The organism is Brevibacillus invocatus, assembly GCF_003710915.1.
Lineage (GTDB): Bacteria > Bacillota > Bacilli > Brevibacillales > Brevibacillaceae > Brevibacillus > Brevibacillus invocatus.
The window spans coordinates 128,036-150,108 of the sequence record NZ_RHHR01000008.1 but is presented as its reverse complement, the minus strand read 5'-3'; the positions used below and the strand labels follow the sequence as shown (position 1 = coordinate 150,108).

The following is a 22,073-nucleotide window of genomic DNA, read 5'->3' as shown; positions in this document are numbered from 1 at the left end:
TCGGGGTTTACGTCCTGCAAAAGGTTGCAGCTAGCGGAAGAGATTTGAGACAACGAGAGGTACCTCTCGAACCTTTCAAACGCAGAAGAGAGTCACAAAAGGGGGAGCCATCATGGAGAAAAGAAGAAGCTTATTCACTGATTCACCTTTGAAAAAGAAGCTGTTGCCCATACTTCTGGCAAGTGTCTTTGCATTGACAGCATGCGGCGGCCAGACGACAGGTGGTCATACTAGCGAGGGGAATGCCGGCTCCGGTTCGACATCAGCTCAAGGCAATTCCACCCAAGCGGAGAGCCCAGCCACTGGGGGAGTTATCAACATCGCCTATCCGGCCAAGGCAGCAACGCTTGACCCGCACACGACAACTAATGCCTCGACCAAAGACATCGCCCGGCAGATTTTTGAGCCGCTGGTGACCTTGAACAGCAAATACGAAGTGGTACCGATGCTTGCGGAATCCTATGAGGTGAGCCAGGATGGACTGTCCATCACCTTCCCTCTGCGAAAGGGCGTCAAATTCCATAACGGCAAGGAAATGACAGCTGACGACGTGGTTGCGTCCATGAATAAATGGCTGAAGGTTTCGACACAAGGAAAAGCCAATCTGTCTGGGGCTGCATTCACAGCCAAAGATCCAGGCACGGTGGTTTTGACCCTGCAAAAGCCTTCACTTCTGACCTTACATATTTTAGCGGATACTGCTCCGTTTCCTGCGATCATGCCAAAGGAAATCATCGAGGAAAGCGGCGTAGAGGCCGTAAAAACCTTTATCGGTACAGGTCCTTTCCAACTGGAGGAATGGAAGCAGGACCAATACGTGCATCTGAAAAAATATCCGGACTATGCGTCTCGTACTGAAGCAAGTGACGGGTTGGGCGGCAAGAAGGAAGCGCTGGTGGATGATTTGTACTTCCACTATGTCACGGACGAGTCGACGCGGGTGGCGGGAATCACAACAGGGGAATACGACATCGCCTTCAGTATCCCGTTTGACAACGCTGAGCAAATCGAAAACTCACCAGATGTAAGCAGCTTTGTCAGTGAGGGCGGCATGACGACCTTTGTGTTTAACAAGAAATCTGGCCTCTTCAGCAATGTGAAAGCACGCCAAGCGGTCAATGCAGCATTGGACATCGAGGAAATCCTGATCTCGGCTTATCGGGATTCACGCTATTACACCCTCGATTCCGGATTGGCCCTACCGAATCAGTCCGACTGGCACAGCCAGGCAGGGAAAGAAGAATACAATCAGCACAATCTGGACAAAGCAAAGCAGCTTCTGGCTGAATCCGGCTACAAAGGGGAAGAAGTGACGATTCTGGTGACCCGCGACTACCCCGATTATTACAATGCTGCGGTTGTGGCTCAGCAGCAGCTCCAAGCCATCGGGTTGAATGCCAAGCTGGATGTGTACGACTGGCCGACGATGCAAGAACGACGCAAGGATGAGAAGGTATGGGATTTCTTCGTTGTCGGCTTTGCGGTTCGTCCGACCTTGCATCAGCTGCCATTCCTGGATTCTCGCGGCGGCTATCCAGGCTGGACGAACAGCCCGGAGATCGACAAGCTCTTGGATGAGATTCAGAGCGCACCGTCCATCGCGGAAGCCAAGCCCCTGGTGGATCAGCTGCAAGCGTTGGTGTGGCAAGAACTGCCGATCATCAAGCTGGGGAATCGCGTGAACATGGCTGCTGTGGCCAATCATGTGCAAGGACTGCAGGACGTCATCGGACCCATCCTGTGGAATGTAAGTACAACGAAAAAGTAGGGAGGTAGCTTGGTTTGAGTGGATACATCCTGAAGCGTCTTCTATCCATGCTACCCATTCTGGCAGTAGTAGCCGTCGTGGTTTTTATGATTGTACATCTCACTCCAGGCGATCCGGCGGCGGTCATGCTGGGGGATGAGGCAGGAGAAAAGGAGATAGCCGAGCTGCGTTCACAGCTCGGCCTCGATCTCCCGCTTGCCGTTCAGTTCTTCCATTGGCTGGCCAATGTCTTGCAGGGTGATTTGGGCAGATCCTATTTTTCGGATGTACCCGTCACCCAGGCTTTTTGGGAACATCTGGGTCCGACCGTTTCTGTTGCGATCTTGGCGCAGATTATCGCGATCCTGATTGCTATACCGATCGGGATTATGGCTGCACGGCGCAGAGGGACCATGATCGATCAGGCCGTTATGGGCGTGTCCTTGTTTGGAATCTCGGTGCCCAGCTTTCTGCTTGGCTTGTTCCTTATTCTACTCTTCGCCGTCCAGCTGAAATGGCTCCCGGTAGCAGGGTACAAGCCGCTCAGCTCTGGCTTGTGGAACCACCTGCGCTATCTCATCCTGCCGGCACTTGCACTCGGCTTCATGCAAGCGGCCTTGATTGCGAGGATGACCCGTTCCTCGATGCTGGACATTATCGCAGACAATTACATCAAAACGGCGAGAGCCAAAGGCTTGAAAGAGACAATGGTCATCTATAAGCATGCTCTCCGCAATGCATGTATTCCGATTTTGACGGTGATCGGCGAGACGTTTGGCGGACTGGTCACGGGTGCTGCTGTCGTGGAAACGGTGTTCAATATTCCGGGTATCGGTCAATTGATCATCAGCTCTGTGGAGAGAAGGGATTATGCTGTCATTCAGGGCACAGTACTGTTGATCACGGTCACATATGTCTTGCTCAATTTAATCGTCGACTTGCTTTACGGGATTGTTGACCCCAGGGTTCGTCTGAATCGTAAAGAGAGGTAGTTCGCATGAAAGTGATTACGGAACGGGACGTTTTTTCGATGCTGGAGATCAAAAGAGAGCATCGGCAGCGCAATATCCGCCGTTTTTGGGGCAACAGATTTGCAGTTACGGGCTCCGCGATTTTGCTTGTCATCATTCTGCTCGTATGGATTGCTCCCTTTTTGACGACCTATGGGCCATTGGAGGTCGATCCGAAAAACAGATTGCAGGCACCGAGTTCTGAGCATTGGTTTGGAACCGATAACTTCGGCAGGGATTTATTCAGCCGTGTTCTGTATGGAGCGCAGGTATCCATCTCAGTCGGCTTTTCTGTCGCGCTGGTCGCTTCCTTCCTTGGCTTGGTCATTGGGTTGCTCTGTGCCTACTACGCGATTTTGGACCATGTTCTCATGCGGATTTGCGATGGTTTATTCGCTTTTCCTTCTATATTATTGGCGATTGCGATCGTCGCAGCGATGGGGCCGATGAAAAGCAATGTAATCCTGGCACTGGTCATCGTCTACACGCCATCCGTGGCCCGGGTTGTTCGCTCTGTCGCCTTGGTCGTTCGGGAGCAAATATACATCGAAGCCTTGCGTTCCCAAGGAGCGAGTGCGTGGAGGATCATTTGGGTGCACATGGCCCCGAACTCGACATCACCTTTGATTATCCAGACGAGTTATATCTTTGCCGCATCGATATTGACAGAAGCGGCGCTCAGTTTTCTTGGAGCAGGGATTCCGGCACCTGATCCCAGCTTGGGAAACATTCTTCTGGACGGCAAATCCGTGATCTTTAACGCGTGGTGGATGACGGTATTTCCGGGAGTCTTCATCATGGCGATGGTGCTTGGGCTGAATTTGTTTGGTGATGGATTGCGCGATCTGCTCGATCCCCGCAACAGCCAGACGAAAAAGTAGAGAAGGGGGAGGAAGCATGGCATATAAGCATCTGCTGGAGATCAAGGAATTGAAGACTTCCTTTTCTACGGAACGCGGTGTGGTTACAGCGGTTGATGGCGTCTCCTTCCATGTCGATGCGGGAGAGACAGTCGGGGTCGTAGGGGAATCCGGTTGCGGAAAAAGTGTTACCGCCGAATCGATACTGCGTCTGCTGGACGAGAAAAAGACGAACTACCTAGGGGAAATCTGCTACCAGGGAACCAACCTTCTTGCGCTTTCAATCGATCAGATGCAGCAAATTCGGGGTAATGAGATCTCCATGATCTTTCAGGACCCGATGACATCACTCAATCCGGTATTTACCATCGGAGATCAAATAGCGGAAGCGATCACGCAACATCAAAAGTGCTCAAAGCAGGATGCCTTCTCGCGGACAGTAGAGCTGCTCCGCCGTACGGGCATCCCCGCACCCGAGCAAAGAGTACACGAATATCCGCATGAGCTTTCCGGAGGTATGCGGCAGCGCGCCATGATTGCCATGGCTCTCGCCTGTCAGCCGAATCTGTTGATCGCTGATGAGCCGACGACTGCGTTGGATGTGACGATCCAGGCGCAAATCCTCGAACTGATGCAAGAGCTGAAGCAAGAATCGCAGATGGGCATCATCCTGATCACGCATGATTTGGGTGTAGTGGCAGAGGTGTGTACGCGTGTCGTGGTCATGTATCTGGGGCAGGTCATCGAGGAAGCAGATGTCGAGACGCTATTTGAAAATCCGCTTCACCCCTACACCCAGGGTCTGATGAAAGCTGTGCCTACCATCGACGGAGATCGCAAGCAGAAGCTGCACGTCATCAAAGGAATGGTTCCATCGCTGCATCAGATTCCACAGGGGTGTCGTTTTGCCCCGAGATGTGAGTATGCGGATAGCCAATGCAGCCAGGAACCGCCGCAGCTTCATGCGATATCGCCCAAGCAAAAGGTCAGATGCTGGCATGCTGCTAAATTTATGACACAGGGGGAGGAACATGAACGCCACCATCTGGACTGAAGAGAAAGAACTCCTCCTGCGTGTGAGGGGATTAAAAAAGTGGTTCCCTGTAAAAAGCACGCTCGGACGTACCATCAACCATGTGAAGGCGATCAACTCCGTTTCATTTGATCTCTATGAAGGAGAAACCTTTGGACTGGTAGGAGAATCCGGCTGCGGAAAAAGCACGACAGGCCGAAGCATCCTGCGCTTGATCGAGCCGACAGAGGGGGAGATCCTCTACAGAGGACAAAATTTGTTGGAGCTGAAAGGAAGCGAGCTTCGTTCCGTTCGCCAGGAAATGCAGATGGTGTTTCAAGACCCTCATTCCTCCCTCGATCCGAAAAAGCGGATCGGCTATGCGATCGAGGAGCCGATGATCATCCATCGACTCGGAACAAAGGAGGAGCGCACCCAAAAGGTGTTTGAACTCTTGCACAAAGTGGGCTTCAGCAAAGAGTATTATTATCGCTATCCCCATGAGCTTTCCGGTGGGCAGCGTCAGCGCGTCGGCCTTGCTCGGGCCTTGGCGCTCAACCCTAAGCTGATTGTCTGCGATGAGCCGGTTTCAGCCTTGGATGTGTCCATCCAATCTCAAGTGATCAACCTCCTGCAGGAGATTCAGGCCGAGCTGGGGTTATCCTATCTGTTCGTGGCCCATGATCTCAGTGTTGTTCGGCACATTGCAGACCGGGTCGGGGTGATGTATTTGGGTCAGCTGGTCGAGCAGGCACCGACGGAGCAATTGTTCTCTCAACCCCTCCATCCTTATACGAAGTCTCTGTTGTCAGCGGTACCCATTCCCAACCCCAAAATCAAACGCGAACGGATTTTGCTGCAAGGGGATGTCCCGTCTCCACTGAATCCTCCGTCGGGCTGTATCTTTCATACCCGATGTCCATTTGCGATGGAACGATGCAGGACGGAGGTTCCGCAAAATAAAGAAATCTCTATCCATCATTACGTGCAGTGTCATTTGTACGATGAGACTCACGAACATCACTAGAGGCAGGTTGAGAGGAGCGAGCAGAATGAAAGATTACTTGCAGTCCAAACAAGAGGAGATGCTTCACTTGCTGGAGAAGCTGGTGAATATCGACAGCGGAACGTACGTGAAGAGCGGGATCGACGAAGTAGGCAGAGTGCTGCAAAAAGAATACGAAGCCCTAGGTTACGTGGTGAAGGTAGACCAACAGCCCGAGCGCGGCAACAATCTAACCTTTCGCCACAAGGATGCAAGTGATCCGCAGATTCTTGCAATTGCGCATATGGACACGGTATTTGTAGAGGGAACCGTGAGTGAACGCCCTTTTACTAGAGATGAAAAGCGTGCCTACGGGCCGGGAGTCCACGATATGAAGGGCAGCCAGGTGGCCTTGCTCTACGCATTGAAGGCATTGATTCAAGAAAACGCAGAAGCCTATAAAAATGTCGTCATTTTGTTGAACACGGATGAAGAGATCGGTTCTCCGGAATCTCGTCCCTTGATCGAAGCAGTTGCAAAAGAAACAAAGTACGCCTTGATCGTGGAGCCATCCCAATCCGGAGAAACGGTCGTCTCCCAGCGAAAGGGCGGCGGAAAGTACTTTCTCAAAGTCAGCGGAATTGCAGCACACGCGGGCGGTGAACCGGAAAAAGGACGAAGTGCAATCGAGGAGCTGGCACATAAGATTGTGAAGCTGCATGCTTTAACCGATCTGGAGGCAGGGGTGACCCTCAATGTCGGTATCGTCCGCGGGGGGACTTCCGTCAATACCATTTCCCCTCACGCCTATGGAGCCTTGGATGTGCGCGTGGAAACCCCGGAACAGGCCGAAGAAATTGACCGGAAAATCCGCGAGATTTGTGCGACTCCCGATGTAGAGGGTACGAGCATCGAGCTGACGGGTAAGATGCGCAGACCGCCCCTCATCCTGAGTGACGCATCACGTGAGCTCCTCGCTGTTGTACAGGAGGCAGGGCGTGAGCTGGGCGTCGAGATCACAGACATCAAGAGCGGTGGTGGCTCTGACGGCAACCTGACCGCTGCGGTAGGCGTCGCGACCATCGATGGTCTGGGACCGGTTGGTGCACATGCACACAGCGCAGAAGAATACCTGGAAATCGATTCCCTGGTAGAGAGGACTTTGCTCATCGCCAAAGTCATCCAGAAGCTTTCGTAAGATACTAATAGAGCTGGAAAGGGGCGTCATGCCATGAAAAAGATACATATCATCCACGAAAACAGCGAATGGACCGTTCATTTGACACGCCGATTGGAAGAGCTGGGACTGCCCTATGAGGAATGGTTTTTGGATCAAGGGTTGGTTGACCTCGCCTCCGCTCCGCCAGAGGGCGTCTTTTACAATCGCATGAGTGCATCCTCCCACACGCGCGGCCACCGCTACGCGCCTGAACTGACAGGCGTTGTCCTGTCCTGGCTGGAGCACCATGGACGTAAGGTGTTCAATGGCAGTCGTGCCATCCAGCTGGAGGTAAACAAGGTATACCAGTACGTCACTCTCAATCAGCATGGCGTTCAAACGCCGAAAACCATTGCTGCAGTAGGAAAAGAGCAGATCGTCAAGGCAGCTGAACAATTCCTGGGCAAGCCGTTTATCACCAAGCATAACCGTGCGGGAAAAGGGCTGGGAGTTCGACTGTTCTACTCGTTGGAGGGCTTGAAGGATTACGTGTTTGGTCCGGAATTCGAAGATTCGGTTGACGGGATCACGTTGATCCAGGAGTACATTCAGGCACCTGAGCCATTCATCACACGATGCGAATTTATCGGCGGCAAGTTTCTTTATGCTGTACGCGTCGATACCTCGGAAGGCTTTGAGCTGTGCCCGGCAGACGCATGCCAGATCGGTGACCTGTTCTGCCCAGCTGGTGAGGAAGCGCCACAAAAGCCGAAGTTCCAGGTCATCGAGAACTTCCAAGATCCGATCATTCAAAAGTACGAGGAGGTTCTGGCCGCCAACAAGATCCAGATCGCCGGGATCGAGTTCATCCGCAATCAGGCTGGAGAGATCTTCACCTATGACATCAATACTAACACCAATTACAACTCGGATGCAGAAGCAGCGGCAGGTACGTATGCCATGCTGGAACTGGCCAAGTTTTTAGGCAAGGAACTAGAGAAAGTGGAAGGCGAGTCCATCATCTCTACCAAGTAAAACCGTTTTTCTGCATTCAGCTATGAAAGCGATCGTCTCCTGGTTCTGATCAGGCAGGCGGTCGCTTTCACGCTTTACGTTGATCTCTATTTTGAAATTCGTTCGTATACCATCGGTCAACGAAAAGGAGATCTCTTTGTGAGCAGTTATGTAATCAGCATGATTCTAGCTTTTTCGGCGGGGTTGATAGGAGCGGTGCAAAGCTCGCTGAATGCATTAATCGGTAAGGAACAGGGACTGTTCACGATGATTATGGGTGTTTCACTCATACAAGTGCTGGGAGCAGGCGTCATGCTACGAATCTATGGGATCCCTTCATTTTCCCTACACGGTGCGAGTTTGATTACGATTGCGGGGATTATGGGCATTACTCTGATGTTTGGCGTCAGCTTTGCGATCGGGAATCTGGGTGCCTTGCCTGCCTTTTCCTGTTTGTGCTATCATTTCAAAATTACATAAGAGGAGACTTCTATATTTTGAGAGTATCTTGCTGAAATCTTGCAAATAACGGCTGCCATTCAATCGCTACAAACCCGAATACAAAATGGATGAGGAGAAGGCGAGTTACCTTGAAAAAACCATTTGAGGAGACATATGGGGTAACATTCGCCTCGTTGATTCGTCCGCATGTTTGAGGTGTAACGGGAGGGACCGAATCGCAGTGATAGGATGGGAGAACCGATGCGAAGAGATTCACCGCTCGTGCTGTTCTTGTTCAATGGGATCCTCGGTATTCAGCTTTGGGGAAGGTTCCTATGGTTCAATGGAGGCCTATGAACCGCCTCCACCAGAGTATCGCTTGTCCGGCGTTTTTGTAGGAATTTCACTGGTTTGATACGAGTTATGTGCAACACCAATTTTATGATACAAAGGCTCCCATCCTGGATGTGAAAGCAGGATGGGTTTTTAATATTCACTAAAATAATATCCATTATAAAAATTTTTTATAGAGAGTTAGATTAAACAAATATATGCAATTATCTTCAAATGTTTACTACTACTTGACGATTTATATGACTCATAAGCTATAATTGATCTATAATTTCGATTTGGTAGAAAATTTTTAAAAGTCTTACACAAGATTGCAGTAGTGCTTTACTGTCCAGAAGGAGAGGAGTGAGGAAATGGGTCGTTATATCATCAAAAGGATCATTGCTGGTCTCATTACTATGTTTGTTCTGACTACGGTTACCTTTTTCTTGATGCATGCCATTCCAGGGGGACCGTTTAGCCCTGCTGAGGAACGCAAGGTACCGAAGGCTGTTATGGAAAAAGTTCAGGAAAAATACGGATTGAATGATCCAGTGCACATTCAGTATGTAAATTACCTCAAAAACCTTGCCCAGGGAGATTTCGGAATCTCGTTCAAGCAAACCAGTGTAACGGTCAATGAGTTGATCGAACAAGGCTTTCCGGTATCTGCCAAGGTTGGTCTGATCGCGATCATCGTCGCTCTTTTAGTCGGTATTCCACTTGGGATCACCTCTGCGATCAAAAGGGGAAAGTGGGCTGATTGGCTATCCATGATCATTGCGACCGTAGGCATTTCGATTCCCAACTTTGTTCTATCCGTACTCTTGCTGTTCCTTTTTGCAGTCGTATTGAAGATATTGCCTACATTCGGGTTGACTTCGTGGCAGCATTATATTCTACCCGTGACATGCCTTGCTTTTAGTCCGATCGCTTACATCGCCAGGTTGATGAGATCCAGCATGCTGGAAGTCATGCGTTACGACTACATCCGTACGGCACGTGCAAAAGGCGTACACGAGCTGCAAGTCATCTGCAAGCATGCTTTGAAAAATGCAATTATTCCTATCGTTACATATTTGGGTCCGCTGGTTGCGATTCTGTTGACAGGGAGCTTCGTCATTGAGAGAATCTTCTCCATTCCAGGCATCGGCAGGGATTTCGTGTCCTCGATCAGCGATCGTGACTATTCGGTTATTTTGGGTATGACGGTTTTCTTCGGTGCTTTTATCGTGATTTGCAATATCATTGTCGATATTCTCTATGCGGTAATCGATCGTCGCATCAAAATAGATGAGTAGAGGGGGTGAGGAAATTGAGTATTTCGGTTCATATGAATGACAAGGAAGAGGATCGTTTTCCAGGGAAACACATAAACGAACTTCCAGATGAACTTTTCGAGAAGGTCGGAGAAGACTCGAAGCAAGACAATGAAGAGATTTCCCGCCCAAGCAAATCGTACTGGCAGGATGCCTGGGGGCGCTTTCGCAAGGATCGCTTGGCGATGATCGGGTTATGCTTCGTTTTGATTATGGCTGTTTTCGCAATATTCGGTCCAATGTTTTCGCAATATACATATGATGGCCAAGATTTAAATAATGGAAACCAACCCCCATCCTCGGAGCACTGGTTCGGTACGGACAAGTTTGGGCGGGATATTTTCGTTCGGACGTTGTACGGCGCAAGAATTAGCTTGCTGATCGGCTTCGTTGCTGCCGCCATCAACATGGTCATTGGGGTTATCTACGGTGGCTTATCCGGTTACTTCGGCGGAAGGGTTGATATGATCCTGATGCGGATCGTCGATATCATGATCGGGGTTCCGGATTTGCTGTACATCATTTTGGTGATGATGTTCCTGGGCAACAGCATACAAAGTATACTAATCGCTTTGTGCCTGACGTCCTGGATCGGTACAGCGAGGATCGTTCGTTCTCAAGTGGTTACGCTGAAGCATCAGGAGTATGCGCTGGCCGCTCGTTCCATCGGTTCATCCAATCTGCGGATCTTGTTTAAGCACCTGATTCCGAATAGCATTGGCCCGATTATTGTAACAGTGACGTTCTTGGTGCCATCTGCCATTTTCTCGGAAGCTTTCCTCAGCTTTCTCGGAATCGGTATCCAGGTTCCGATTGCGAGTTGGGGTACGCTTGTGAATGATGCGATCCCTACCATCTTTACCCAACCTTATCAGATGTTGTTCCCTGCACTTGCGATCAGTCTCACGATGTTTTCACTTAATTTTATAGGTGACGGGTTAAGGGATGCGCTTGATCCACGTCTGAAGAAATAAAGGGGGGTTACCGGTGAAGCTGTTGCAAATCAACAATTTGAAAACGACTTTTCATATCGAAGCAGGACAAGTACAAGCTGTTCGCGGTATCTCCTTTCATGTAGATAGAGGAGAATCGGTCGGCATTGTTGGAGAGTCTGGCTCAGGAAAAAGTGTATCGATGCTGTCTATCATGCGTTTGCTGCCCGAAAATGCAAAGATTGATGCCGACCGTTTGACCTTTGACGGTACGGAAATTATGGATATGGACCAGAAGCAGATGAGAAGATTGCACGGCAACGACATCGGGATGATTTTTCAAGATCCGATGACTTCGCTAAACCCGCTATTCACTATCGGAGATCAGATCATGGAACCGATTCGGATTCATCAAAAGCTGTCCAAATCCGAAGCCAAAAAAAGAGCGATCGAGGTCCTCAAGATGGTGGAAATCCCCAGCCCGGAGAGCCGTCTCAATCAATATCCTCACGAGTTTTCTGGCGGGATGAGACAAAGGGTGATGATTGCCATCGCGATCTCCTGTAATCCGAAGCTGCTCATCGCAGATGAACCAACAACGGCACTGGACGTGACGATTCAGGCTCAAATTCTGGATCTCATGAGCGATTTGAAGAAAAAGGGCAATACCTCGATTGTGTTGATCACGCATGATCTGGGAGTCGTAGCCAGCATGTGCAGCCGGATCATCGTCATGTACGGTGGAGAGATCGTAGAAGAAGGAACGACCCGGGAAGTTTTTTACAACCCGCAGCATCCCTACACATGGGGATTGATGCGCTCCATGCCCAAAGTCACAGAGGGTGAAAAGAAAAAACTGATCCCGATACCGGGTAGTCCACCCGATCTGTTATCTCCGCCCAAGGGTTGTGCATTTGCAGCCAGATGTGAGCACGCGATGAAGATTTGCACGCAAATGTCGCCTGTCCCGATCTCCTTGAGTGAAAGCCATCGGGCAGCATGCTGGTTGATGCACCCGAAAGCCGCAAAGGTGGAAAGAGGGGTGGGCAGCTGATGGAAAATAACGAGAATCTCATTGAAGTCAAAAACTTGAAGAAGTACTTTGATGTGAAAAAAGGATTGTTCTCTCGAAGCGATCGCCAGCTAAAAGCGGTGGATGACGTCAGCTTCTCCATTAAAAAGGGAGAAACACTTGGACTCGTAGGGGAGTCTGGTTGCGGCAAGACGACTGCAGGCCGAACACTGCTCAAGCTATATGAACCGACTTCAGGTCAAATCCTGTTTCAGGGAAAACCGATTGAGCACTTGAAGTTCAAGGAAATCCTTCCCATTCGCAAAAAGATGCAGATGATTTTCCAAGACCCCTATGCTTCACTCGATCCTCGGATGACGGTCGGTGAGATCATCGGCGATCCCCTGGATGTCCACAAGATATGCAGCGGTAAAGATCGAGCAGATCGGATTCGGGAACTAATAGAGCTGGTTGGATTGAAAAAGGATCATATCAACCGCTATCCCCATGAATTCTCAGGTGGACAAAGACAGCGTATCGGCATCGCCCGCGCGCTAGCTGTGGAACCAGAGTTTATCGTCTGTGACGAACCAATCTCCGCGCTGGATGTCTCGATTCAGGCCCAGGTGGTCAATATGCTTGAAGAACTGCAGGAAAAATTCGGTCTGACCTATCTGTTTATCTCGCATGACTTGTCGATGGTGCGTCACATCTCCCACAAAGTTGGGGTGATGTATTTGGGCAGCTTGGTCGAAATCGCAGACGCCAACACGTTGTACACGAACATGCAGCATCCTTATACAAAAGCCTTGTTGTCTGCCTTGCCGATCGCAGATCCGGACCTGGCAGAAAAGAGTGAGAGGATTCATCTGCAAGGAGATGTCCCAAGCCCGCTCAATCCGCCGCCGGGATGTGCTTTTCAGACGCGTTGTGCCTATGCCGTCGCGACTTGCCGAGAAGTAAAACCAGAGCTTAAGGTAATCGGCAGTGGACACCAGGTCGCTTGTCACATCGTCTCTTCATGATAAAGCTTATGCCGGATCATGCTTGAAACAGTAGGTATGGAAGCTGTCACAGACAGTTTTTCATAAGAAAACAAGACAGAGGGGGAAGAAAATGAAAAAGCTTGTCGGCCTTTTTTTCAAGTTATCATTAGTAGCGGTAGTCGTTGCTGGTTGTAGCTCCAGCAACACAGCAGCACCAAGCACGGACAACAACACGAACACACAGGCGCCAGCAACACAACAGCCTGCGGAATCAACTGGAAAAGAAAAGAAAATCATTTACGCATTGCCTTCCGAACCAGAAACGCTGGATCCTACGCTGAACGTTTACTCACGTTCGTCCATCGTGATGCAAAACCTGTTCAGAGGACTTTACAAAATTAGTCAAGACGGGCTTCCTGTTCCATCTTTGGCTAGTGAAACGAAACTCGACGAGACAGGGACGAAATACACCTTCAAGATCAATCCAAATGCCAAATGGAGTGATGGCAAACCTGTCACAGCTCATGACTTTGAATATTCCTGGAAACGGGTGTTGAATCCTGATGTTGCTTCTGAAGCTGCTTTTGACCTGTTCTATCTGAAAAACGGTCAGGCATACAACGAAGGCAAGGCGACAGCCGACCAGGTTGGCGTAAAAGCAGTCGACGATCAAACACTTGAGGTGGAGCTGGAGAATCCGACCACCTACTTCCTGAACCTGCTTTGTGCAACGTCCTATTACCCAGTCCGTAAAGATGTTGTGGACGGCAATGATGGCTGGACAAAAACACCAGAGACGTATCTGGTCACAGGTCCTTTCACTCTCTCGGAGATTCATCCCAAGCAAAAATACGTGCTGAAGAAAAACCCGAATTATTTGGATGCAGATAAAGTCCAGCTCGATACTTTGGAAATCGTCTTCATCGAAGCGGCAGAAGCCGAATTGGCTGCTTATACCAATGGTGAGATCGACGTTTCCGATAACATCAACAATGAATCGCTGCAAAAATACTTGAACACACCTGAATTTTTTGCAGAGCCACGTATTGGTACCTACTACTTTGACTACAATACCAGCGTGAAGCCTTTCGATGATCCTCGCGTGAGAAAAGCGTTCGCCATTTCCATCAATCGTGAGGCGATTGTGAAAAACGTTCTGCAATCCAATGAAAAAATTGCTTTTGGTTTTGTCCCTTACGGCATGCCAGATCTCGTCGATCCTACCAAGGAATACCGCGATGTGGTAGGAGATTTGTTCAAGGAAGATGTAGCAGAAGCAAAACGTCTCTTGGCTGAAGCAGGCTATCCGGATGGAAAAGGCTTGCCAGAGATCGAGTTCATGACGATGTCCGGCAATACCGACAAGGATATCGCACAAGCCCTGCACAGCATGTGGAAAGAAAACCTGGGTGTCGAAGTGACCATCAATATTTTGGAGTCCAAAATTTATTGGGATGAAATGAGAATGGGCAACTTCATGATCGCTCGCGATGGCTGGACGGGAGACTATCTGGATCCGATGACCAACCTGACCTTGTTTGAAACCGTCAATGCCAAAGACGGCCCTCGCTGGAGCAACGCGGAGTACGATGCCTTGCTGAAAGAAAACCGGGAAATTCAAGATCAAACCAAGCGCGCTGCTAACTATGCCAAGGCTGAACAAATCCTGATGGACGAAATGCCTGTCTTCCCACTCTATTTCTACCAGGATACCTACCTGGCGAAACCGCATGTAAAAGGTGTCATGAAAAACTACATCGGACATACTTACTTTGAATATGCGACCGTTGAATAACCTGTAGGCATAAAAAAACAACGAGGCGTTCCCAAAGTCTTTCACAGACAGAAGGAACGCCTTATTACGTTCACAAAACACCGTGCCACTCGCTCATTTTCCGATACAGGGTACTGCGCGCAATGCCCAATTGTTTGGCTGCAGCACTGATGGATTTTGCGTCAGCGAGTGCGCGCTGGATCGTTTCCCTCTCCAGATCCCGCAGTGACGAACGTCTGAAGCCCGTTGCTTCCACTATTGGGGCGGAGTGGTTCCATTCTACAGGGAGGTGGGAAATGGTGATGATCGATTCGTCTAGCGCCAGCAAAAAGGCTCGTTCCATGACGTTGCGAAGCTCTCGGATATTGCCTGGCCAGGTATGTGAAAGCAAGAGCTGCCAGGCAGCCTTGCATACGGAAAGCGGTCCTCTGCCGTATTGAGCCTGTAGCTTGTGGAGGAGCAGTTCAACCAGATCGGGAATGTCTTCCTTTCGTTCTCGAAGCGGGGGAATCTTGACATGAAGCACATGCAGCCGGTAATACAAATCAGCGCGAAATCGTCCCGCCGTCACTTCATCTTGAAGCTTACGATTGGTGGCAGCAATGATCCGGATGTCGAGAGGCTTTTCCTCATGGTCGCCCAATCGAGTAATCTTTCGCTCCTCCAGAACGCGCAGCAAAACCACTTGCATCTCAGGCGTCAATTCGCCGATCTCATCCAGAAACAGCGTTCCACCGTTGGCTGCTTCCAGCTTTCCGATTTTTCCCCCTTTTTTTGCACCTGTAAAGGCACCGTCGGTATACCCGAACAACTCACTCGCTAATAGCTCACGAGGGAGAGAGGCGATGTGAACGGCAATAAAAGGCCTATCTTTGCGATTGCTTGCGGCATGAATGGCACGGGCCAACACTTCCTTTCCCGATCCTGTTTCACCCGAAATCATCGTGTTGGAGACGGAGTGAGCGGCGACTCGCGCGGTATGTAGCTGAGCTTGATACAGCGGGCTGCTGGTTTTGATGGCAGGAAAAGCGGAGGCGGCATTTGCTTCTACGCTGGGCTTTAGCTTGGGACGGATGAAATAAAGGCGATAGAGCTGCTCTTCTTCCAAATCAACCTCTTCGATCGTCCATTCTTTCTGTATCAGCTGTTCCCAGTCATCGTCTAGCACAGAGCCAGGTCTGAGGGTAAAGCGCTCTGATGCACGGCGGTTGACAAAATAGACGACACGGTTGCGAGCAACTGCGATGACATACTCTTGACTGACCTTCCCCCATGCGCACAGAAGCGAATGACAAGGAGAAGTTGCCACATCAGGAGGAACACCCGCTAAGGGGATGTGCAAGCTTGCATCATCATTTCTTTCCATACATGGCCAGCCTCCTTCAGCAAATGGTTGGATTGTCCGATCATGAGACATTGTCCGAATACGAGACAAAGAGCAGGATCACAGGTAACCAACGAAGCCATTTTCGAAAAAGGATGATGGTAGGTGATTGAAAATGAGACACACACTCTTCTTTAGTATACCTGAATCATCCGGCAGGTAGTCCAACAAAGTCAGATTTATCAGGCAAATATGGACTCTCCGTCGAATTTCTCTTTTACGAAGTCTTCTTGGCATGTCTTTTGCTTCTGTCTTAGGGTGAATGACCGAGATGAGTATAAGGAGGAAATAGCATGCCAGACGTATTGTTTCGTGTAGACCTGAACAAGCCGATGGAGGAACAGGAAGCTCCTGGACACAACAGGTGGCATCCGGATATTCCAGCGACTGTGTCCGTCAATCCAGGCGCTGTGTTTCGGATGGAGTGTAAAGACTGGACCGATGGCCAAATTTCCAACAATGACGACCCCTCCGACATTCGCGATGTCAATCTGAACCGCGTTCACGTTCTCAGCGGGCCTGTTTGGGTAAATGGCGCAGAACCGGGAGATCTACTGGTCGTCGATATTCTGGATATCGGAGCCTTGCCGAACTCCGAATGGGGATTCAATGGAATCTTTGCCAAAGAGAATGGAGGTTCATTCCTTGTCGACCACTATACTCAGGCGGCCAAATCCATCTGGGATTTCCATGGCATTTACACAACCTCCAGGCATTTGCCAGGCGTCAAATTTGCTGGAATCCTTCATCCCGGTTTGATTGGAACAGCACCATCCCACCAATTGTTGGATCGTTGGAACAAACGCGAAAGTGAACTCGTAGCGAAAAACCCCACAAGGGTTCCTCCTCTTGCCAATCTGCCTACTCCGGAAAGTGCGGTGCTGGGTAAATTGCATGGAGCAGAATTTGATCGGATTGCCAGAGAAGCAGCGCGTACGGTGCCTCCTCGTGAGCACGGTGGAAACTGCGATATTAAAAACCTGTCCAAAGGAACGCGAATCTACTTCCCTGTCTACGTAGAAGGGGCAAAGCTGTCGATGGGTGATTTGCACTTCTCCCAAGGAGACGGTGAGATCACCTTCTGCGGAGGCATCGAGATGGCAGGATGGCTTGATTTGCATGTGGATGTGATCAAGGGCGGTATGGCGAAATATAACATCATTAACAACCCCGTATTCAAGCCGGGTCCAGTAGAGCCGCATTATTCCGAGTACCTCGTGTTTGAAGGCATTTCTGTCCATGAGACGACAGGAGAGCAGTTGTATATGGATGCTCATGTCGCATATCGCAATGCATGCCTCAATGCAATTGAATATTTGAAAACGGCAATGGGCTTTACTGGTGAACAGGCATACATGCTTCTCGGCACGGCTCCGGTGGAGGGAAGAATCGCCGGCATTGTCGATATACCCAATGCATGCTGCACGTTGTCCATCCCGACCAGCATCTTTGATCGCGACATCCTGCCCAAGTAACAGCGGAAAGACAGAGCGGGGCACGATGTTCGCCCTGCTCTTTTTTCCCCATCTTCTATACCTGACAGTGAACCTGGCAAAAGGAGAGAAAACGATGCCTAGATATGAATATGTATGTGATTCGTGTGGTCCTTTCATCCAATGGATGAGCATGAGTGAGGTCACCGAGCAAGTCATTTGTCCAGCATGCGAAGAAATGAGCAATCGAGCGTATTCTGCACCTGGTCTCATTTTCACGTCTCAAGCACTGCGTCAGCGCATTGAACGGGGAGTTGAACCCAAGATCGTGAGGAAAGAAAGTCATTCGCATGAAGGGGGAAGCTGTCAGCAAGGCGGTCACTCCCATGCCAAAAGCAATCACTCTCATCAACACGCTCCCAAAAGACCCTGGATGGTAGGGCATTGAGAGTCTAGAGGAAGGGATGTCTGATGTCAGATGTAGGTCTCTTGTACGTTGGAGGAGTATTGTTTCTGAATAGCATCATGCTGCTGGGGAGAGTGGAAGGGAAGAGTGCGGGCATCTTTAATCTGTTCGTAGGTGTCCTTCAAGTCATCACTCCGCTGTACCTGATTTTTCAGGCAAAGGGTGATACTGCCGCTATTCTCGGTGCTTCCGGCATCTTTCTTTTTGGATTTACGTATTTGTACGTCGGAATTACCAACCTCTGCAAGCTGGACACGACTGGGGTTGGGTGGTATTCCTTGTGGGTGGCGATTTTAGCCATTGGGTATTCTCTCGTGAACTTTATGTACTTTGGAGATATCAAATTCGGAATCATCTGGTTGATGTGGTCTTTTTTATGGACGCTCTTCTTTATCTTATTGGGTTTGAAGCGAGATATTGGACGGTATACCGGTTTTGTTACGTTGATTCAATCCTGGATCACGGCTACGGTTCCTGCATTTTTGTCATTGGTAGGCGTGTGGCAAGGAATCTCGCTTGTTTGGGTCTGGTTGGTGACGTTGGTGGCGGTCGTGGCTTTTGTTTATCTGTACGGTGCATCGAAAAAGTCGCAGGTAACCGACAAAGTAACTATGTAAACGAATGCTTGAACGGTGTCCCTCAGTTGGAAATGACTTGGGGGACACTTCTTTTTTTGAAATGGTAAAAAATACCCAATGCATTTTGCAAAGAATGAAGAAAAAAGGGATGGGTTCCCAAGCCAGGAGGTGGTAAAATAGTCTGAGCAATAAAAGGATTTTTAATGTTTAGCAAAAACAAAGGCTCCACCCTGCCATTACAAGCCTGCTTCATGCATTCGAAATGGCGGGATCATTAAGCGTTCATCACTTCAGTCTTGTTGAAGCATGCCAATGAAGGGGCCATTTTACTACATAGAAATAGGTACATCATGGAACTGGTGCAATGGGGGCGTACACATGTCTTACCTGAAAAAAGCAGTACTCTTGTTCTTTTTCATTGGAGTCGCTGTTGTCTCAATTTTGCAAATTCAGCCGCCGGTGCCTCTCTCACAAGCGGCAGATCACAGCTTTTCTGCACAAAGGGCGTATGCGATTCTTCAGGAAATTGCCCGTGCACCTCATCCGACAGGCTCTGCAGAAAACGATCGTGTCAGGGAATATATTGTTTCAGAGGCCGAGCGATGGGGCTACAAGCCGGAAATTCAGGTGGCCGAGTATGCATTGACAGGGGCAAATCGGAACCTGGTCACCTCAGCCACCTTGCATAATATTGTTGTACGAGTCCCGGGTGCATCCTCCAGCAAGGCCATTCTTGTCTCCGCTCACTACGATTCGGCAATCGGCAGCCCTGGTGCGAATGACAATGGAGTAGCGGTTGCGGCGATCTTGGAGACGATGCGAGCACTTACCTACCTGGAACCATTGAAAAATGATGTCATCTTTCTCTTTTCAGATGGGGAAGAGCTGGATTTATTAGGGGCCCGTGCGTTCTGGAGAGACCATCCGTGGGCAAAGGACGTGGGAATGGTTCTGAATTATGAATCAAAAGGTTCATCCGGACCATCGATGATGTTTGAAACCGGAAAACAAAATGGCTGGCTCATTCAGCAAATGGCTCTTGCTCTTCCGCACCCTGTAACGAATTCCAGCATGAGCAATGCATACGAAATTTTGAACAATGATACAGATTTTACGATAGCACGGGAGCAAGGTGTGATCGGGCTGAATTTTGCTTACGGCGAAGGCGGCTATACGTATCATATCGCCCTGGATGATCTAGAACATGTCAATATGCGCTCGCTCCAGCATCAAGGAGAGAATGTCTTTGAGTCGATCGTTCATTTTGGCCATGCTGACCTTTTGGAGATCAAAGGACCGGATCGCATTTATTTCTCGATGTTGAACCAAGTGATCTCCTATCCCAAAACATGGAGTATTGTCATTGCTCTGCTCATCACAGCAGTGATTGTGTACACGCTGATTCGTCGCCGAAAAGCGCAGTGCTTGCAGTGGAAAAGTTTAGGCAAGGCCATTCTGCTCATCTTGGGGGGATTGGCAGGGACATGGGCCATGATGTATGCGATCTGGTCTGCTGTAACCATGTTTTGGACGACAGATATGCTGTTGTACCGAATCGAATGGATGGCAGCAGCGATGCTTTTATTGATCCTGGCTTTGATCTCCTGTACGTTTCCCATTTTGCAGAGATGGGCCGATTTGCGGCATATGCACGCAGCAGGGGTGCTGATCAGTCTCTTGCTGCTATGGCTCACGACGCTCTATCTTCCAGGTGCCAGCTTTTTCTTTGTGTTCCCTTTTCTTTTGCATTATGCTCTGTTTGTTTTTGGAAAAGAAAGTGAGCGTGAGGGGGAGCGGGGATGGTTGCTTCATGCAGCCAGTGCTGCATTAGTAGGTTGGTTTTTCCTGCCCTTTCTCTTCATTCTGATTCACTTTTTGCCGCTCGTCTTCATGCCTGTCCTGTTTACGTTATTTGTCCTGATCGGATTTTGGATGTACCCGTCTCTTCTCGTTCTTGTGAATCAGGGTAGTAGACTCATTGCGTTAGGACTCGTCGTACTTTCTGTTGTCTTGCTTGGGAGCTTTCATTATCAAACCCAGCCAAGTGCTGATACGCCGGAACTGAACAACCTGTTTTTTGTGGAAAATGCGGATACAGGCAGCTCGTACTGGGTGAGTAGAACAGGTCCTGATGCATGGATCAGCACCATTCTCCAGCAACCTCATGAGACCAATCTCAACGATTTCATCATCGATGGAGGAAGAGAGCGGAGGGTCTGGGTTGAGGAGGCGAACTATCAAGCATTGTCGTCCCCTCAATTGTCTGTACTCCAGGACGAGAAGGACGGAGAGTACCGCACGGTTGAGCTCCTGTTGAATACGGGGAGGGGTGCCAAAGACTACATCATGCTGGAAGTAGTGGATGCAGATGTGGAGGAAGTGCAAATCAATGGCAACGCCCCTGATTACCGTTACGCAGAGCAGCGTAACTGGAATTGGCGAGTGAGGTACTACCAGGTGCCGGTAGAGGGCCTGCGGGTCACTCTTCGGTTAAAAACCACTACTCCTACGGCTCCCGTTTCCCTTCGTTTGATGGATGGCAGCTACGGCCTGCCCACAGGAGAACAGGTAGCCTCTCGACCTGCGGAAATGATTGGGGGATATGAGTACGACAAGATGACATTGGTTATGAAAAGCTACATGCTTCCTTAAAGCCAGACTGAAAAGAAAAAAAGGACTTCATCTGCTAAATGCAGGTGAGGTCCTTTTTGCGTGTTGGATTAGGAATGAAGATTTCTCAAAAAAAGTGCAGCATTCAAGGAACGTCTGGACAGCGTTTGGAAAAATGCGGATTGTATGGAAAGGATAGCGATGACGATAGTATGAATGATAGCTTCCTTCTGATCGGCGTTGAGGTGTGTCAGTGTATCCGCAAAGTCCCTTGCTTTGATCTGAATAAGGGAATCCATCATTGGTTTTGCCCTGCCTCCCGTGCTTTGCACGGCTGCTGTATCGACGATATGATCGTTGTCCGCATCCATCTCCTCAAAAATGGACGAGTAGGCAGCATACAGATCGATTGGATTGATCAGGTCGTCTTTATGATCCTCGGGATTGTTGAAAATTAGGGAAAACAGCTTGCGAATGGATTCGAAATCAAGCGTTGCCTTCAGATCCTCTATAATGTACAGCAGTGCCGCCTGCTCAATGGAATACTTTTTCCCGTTTCGGGGAGTACCAATCCATTCCTTCATATCTCGTTTGACCCAGTTTTGTACGGCAGTAACCGAAAAGTGTGTGTACTCAATCTGGTTACCCAGTGCTACGATATCATGCAGCGAGAGACCGCGCTCGGTTTTATCAGCCTTGATCAGCTTTTCGAAAATCGGAGAAAGAGAAGTGGTGATAAAGGCTGAAAAGCTTTGTCCATTTTGAATGGCATGCTGATGCGTGCTTGACCAAGCTTCCCGAAGAATCGTGAGAGGGGAGTCTTCCCGAGCTCCATTCAAGCAGAGTAGCAGTTGTGACATTTCTTTTCGGGTTAGTTGTAGGATTTCCATAACGTCCCCCTTATTTTTAAGTTCTTATGAACTCATATTATGACTAGTCAAGCTAATTGTCAAAAGAAGAGTTGAGCGGGAGAGCGATAGACGTAATATCAAAAATTCACCCCAGACGGGTAAAAATCAGC

The 22,073-nt window shown here is 49.4% G+C and carries 19 protein-coding genes; 17 read left to right on the top strand and 2 right to left on the bottom strand.

Annotation, left to right across the window (positions count from 1 at the left end; translation table 11 throughout):
* Positions 1–112: 112 nt before the first annotated feature.
* The 13 genes from EDM52_RS04395 (at position 113) to EDM52_RS04335 (ending at position 14,602) form a co-directional block, all read left to right on the top strand.
* Positions 113–1,768 (top strand): ABC transporter substrate-binding protein, encoded by a 1,656-nt coding sequence (locus EDM52_RS04395; protein ID WP_122907820.1) that lies wholly within the window; start codon positions 113–115, stop codon positions 1,766–1,768.
* Positions 1,769–1,782: 14 nt separating this feature from the next.
* On the top strand, positions 1,783–2,739 hold the full coding sequence (locus EDM52_RS04390) for an ABC transporter permease (protein ID WP_122907819.1): 957 nt from the start codon (positions 1,783–1,785) through the stop codon (positions 2,737–2,739).
* Positions 2,740–2,744: 5 nt separating this feature from the next.
* Positions 2,745–3,638, top strand: coding sequence for an ABC transporter permease (locus EDM52_RS04385; RefSeq protein WP_122907818.1), 894 nt, complete (start codon positions 2,745–2,747; stop codon positions 3,636–3,638).
* Between the two features lie 16 nt (positions 3,639–3,654).
* Positions 3,655–4,671, top strand: a complete 1,017-nt coding sequence (locus tag EDM52_RS04380; protein WP_122907817.1) for an ABC transporter ATP-binding protein — start codon at positions 3,655–3,657, stop codon at positions 4,669–4,671.
* Positions 4,649–5,656 carry an ABC transporter ATP-binding protein gene (locus tag EDM52_RS04375; protein WP_122907816.1) on the top strand — a complete coding sequence of 336 codons (1,008 nt, stop codon included), beginning with the start codon at positions 4,649–4,651 and terminating at the stop codon, positions 5,654–5,656. Before EDM52_RS04380 ends, EDM52_RS04375 begins: the two co-directional genes overlap by 23 nt.
* Positions 5,657–5,681: 25 nt before the next feature.
* Positions 5,682–6,812: a M20 family metallopeptidase gene (locus EDM52_RS04370; protein WP_122907815.1), complete on the top strand. Its 1,131-nt coding sequence runs from the start codon at positions 5,682–5,684 to the stop codon at positions 6,810–6,812.
* 33 nt (positions 6,813–6,845) lie between these two features.
* Entirely contained in the window at positions 6,846–7,808 is a 963-nt protein-coding gene (locus EDM52_RS04365; protein ID WP_122907814.1) for an ATP-grasp domain-containing protein, read from the top strand.
* 138 nt (positions 7,809–7,946) lie between these two features.
* Positions 7,947–8,267 carry a hypothetical protein gene (locus EDM52_RS04360; protein ID WP_122907813.1) on the top strand — a complete coding sequence of 107 codons (321 nt, stop codon included), beginning with the start codon at positions 7,947–7,949 and terminating at the stop codon, positions 8,265–8,267.
* A gap of 665 nt (positions 8,268–8,932) precedes the next feature.
* Positions 8,933–9,859, top strand: coding sequence for an ABC transporter permease (locus EDM52_RS04355; RefSeq protein ID WP_122907811.1), 927 nt, complete (start codon positions 8,933–8,935; stop codon positions 9,857–9,859).
* A 32-nt stretch (positions 9,860–9,891) separates the two neighbouring features.
* Positions 9,892–10,851 (top strand): ABC transporter permease, encoded by a 960-nt coding sequence (locus tag EDM52_RS04350; protein WP_122907879.1) that lies wholly within the window; start codon positions 9,892–9,894, stop codon positions 10,849–10,851.
* Positions 10,852–10,864: 13 nt separating this feature from the next.
* Complete coding sequence (locus EDM52_RS04345) at positions 10,865–11,863, top strand: ABC transporter ATP-binding protein (protein ID WP_122907809.1); 999 nt, start codon at positions 10,865–10,867, stop codon at positions 11,861–11,863.
* Positions 11,863–12,846, top strand: coding sequence for an ABC transporter ATP-binding protein (locus EDM52_RS04340; RefSeq protein WP_122907807.1), 984 nt, complete (start codon positions 11,863–11,865; stop codon positions 12,844–12,846). Before EDM52_RS04345 ends, EDM52_RS04340 begins: the two co-directional genes overlap by 1 nt.
* 91 nt (positions 12,847–12,937) lie before the next feature.
* The gene (locus tag EDM52_RS04335) at positions 12,938–14,602 is read left to right on the top strand and encodes a peptide ABC transporter substrate-binding protein (protein WP_122907806.1); all 1,665 of its coding nucleotides are present in this window, start codon (positions 12,938–12,940) and stop codon (positions 14,600–14,602) included.
* A gap of 70 nt (positions 14,603–14,672) precedes the next feature.
* Here the strand turns inward: EDM52_RS04335 and EDM52_RS04330 are convergent, their stop codons facing one another.
* On the bottom strand, positions 14,673–15,947 hold the full coding sequence (locus tag EDM52_RS04330; RefSeq protein WP_183184826.1) for a sigma-54 interaction domain-containing protein: 1,275 nt from the start codon (positions 15,945–15,947) through the stop codon (positions 14,673–14,675).
* Between the two features lie 311 nt (positions 15,948–16,258).
* On the opposite strand from EDM52_RS04330, the gene fmdA reads away from it, so the two are divergent.
* The 4 genes from fmdA to EDM52_RS04310 all read left to right on the top strand — a co-directional run bounded on the left by fmdA (position 16,259) and on the right by EDM52_RS04310 (position 21,094).
* Positions 16,259–17,440, top strand: a complete 1,182-nt coding sequence (gene fmdA / locus EDM52_RS04325; protein ID WP_122907802.1) for a formamidase — start codon at positions 16,259–16,261, stop codon at positions 17,438–17,440.
* Between the two features lie 94 nt (positions 17,441–17,534).
* On the top strand, positions 17,535–17,846 hold the full coding sequence (locus EDM52_RS04320; RefSeq protein WP_122907801.1) for an FmdB family zinc ribbon protein: 312 nt from the start codon (positions 17,535–17,537) through the stop codon (positions 17,844–17,846).
* A gap of 23 nt (positions 17,847–17,869) precedes the next feature.
* Positions 17,870–18,481, top strand: a complete 612-nt coding sequence (locus EDM52_RS04315; protein WP_122907799.1) for an AmiS/UreI family transporter — start codon at positions 17,870–17,872, stop codon at positions 18,479–18,481.
* 339 nt (positions 18,482–18,820) lie between these two features.
* On the top strand, positions 18,821–21,094 hold the full coding sequence (locus tag EDM52_RS04310; RefSeq protein WP_183184824.1) for a M28 family peptidase: 2,274 nt from the start codon (positions 18,821–18,823) through the stop codon (positions 21,092–21,094).
* A gap of 68 nt (positions 21,095–21,162) precedes the next feature.
* Here EDM52_RS04310 and EDM52_RS04305 read toward each other — a convergent pair whose 3' ends face one another.
* Positions 21,163–21,942, bottom strand: a complete 780-nt coding sequence (locus EDM52_RS04305) for a DUF1836 domain-containing protein (protein WP_122907796.1) — start codon at positions 21,940–21,942, stop codon at positions 21,163–21,165.
* Positions 21,943–22,073 lie beyond the last annotated feature (131 nt).

Coding starts and splice junctions, on each gene's coding strand:
- EDM52_RS04315 (WP_122907799.1), top strand. CDS start 17,870: ATGTCAGATGTAGGTCTCTTGTACGTTGGAGGAGTATTGTTTCTGAAT.
- fmdA (WP_122907802.1), top strand. CDS start 16,259: ATGCCAGACGTATTGTTTCGTGTAGACCTGAACAAGCCGATGGAGGAA.
- EDM52_RS04320 (WP_122907801.1), top strand. CDS start 17,535: ATGCCTAGATATGAATATGTATGTGATTCGTGTGGTCCTTTCATCCAA.
- EDM52_RS04330 (WP_183184826.1), bottom strand. CDS start 15,947: ATGGAAAGAAATGATGATGCAAGCTTGCACATCCCCTTAGCGGGTGTT.
- EDM52_RS04305 (WP_122907796.1), bottom strand. CDS start 21,942: ATGGAAATCCTACAACTAACCCGAAAAGAAATGTCACAACTGCTACTC.
- EDM52_RS04395 (WP_122907820.1), top strand. CDS start 113: ATGGAGAAAAGAAGAAGCTTATTCACTGATTCACCTTTGAAAAAGAAG.
- EDM52_RS04350 (WP_122907879.1), top strand. CDS start 9,892: ATGAATGACAAGGAAGAGGATCGTTTTCCAGGGAAACACATAAACGAA.
- EDM52_RS04335 (WP_122907806.1), top strand. CDS start 12,938: ATGAAAAAGCTTGTCGGCCTTTTTTTCAAGTTATCATTAGTAGCGGTA.
- EDM52_RS04370 (WP_122907815.1), top strand. CDS start 5,682: ATGAAAGATTACTTGCAGTCCAAACAAGAGGAGATGCTTCACTTGCTG.
- EDM52_RS04375 (WP_122907816.1), top strand. CDS start 4,649: ATGAACGCCACCATCTGGACTGAAGAGAAAGAACTCCTCCTGCGTGTG.
- EDM52_RS04365 (WP_122907814.1), top strand. CDS start 6,846: ATGAAAAAGATACATATCATCCACGAAAACAGCGAATGGACCGTTCAT.
- EDM52_RS04355 (WP_122907811.1), top strand. CDS start 8,933: ATGGGTCGTTATATCATCAAAAGGATCATTGCTGGTCTCATTACTATG.
- EDM52_RS04385 (WP_122907818.1), top strand. CDS start 2,745: ATGAAAGTGATTACGGAACGGGACGTTTTTTCGATGCTGGAGATCAAA.
- EDM52_RS04380 (WP_122907817.1), top strand. CDS start 3,655: ATGGCATATAAGCATCTGCTGGAGATCAAGGAATTGAAGACTTCCTTT.
- EDM52_RS04310 (WP_183184824.1), top strand. CDS start 18,821: ATGTCTTACCTGAAAAAAGCAGTACTCTTGTTCTTTTTCATTGGAGTC.
- EDM52_RS04340 (WP_122907807.1), top strand. CDS start 11,863: ATGGAAAATAACGAGAATCTCATTGAAGTCAAAAACTTGAAGAAGTAC.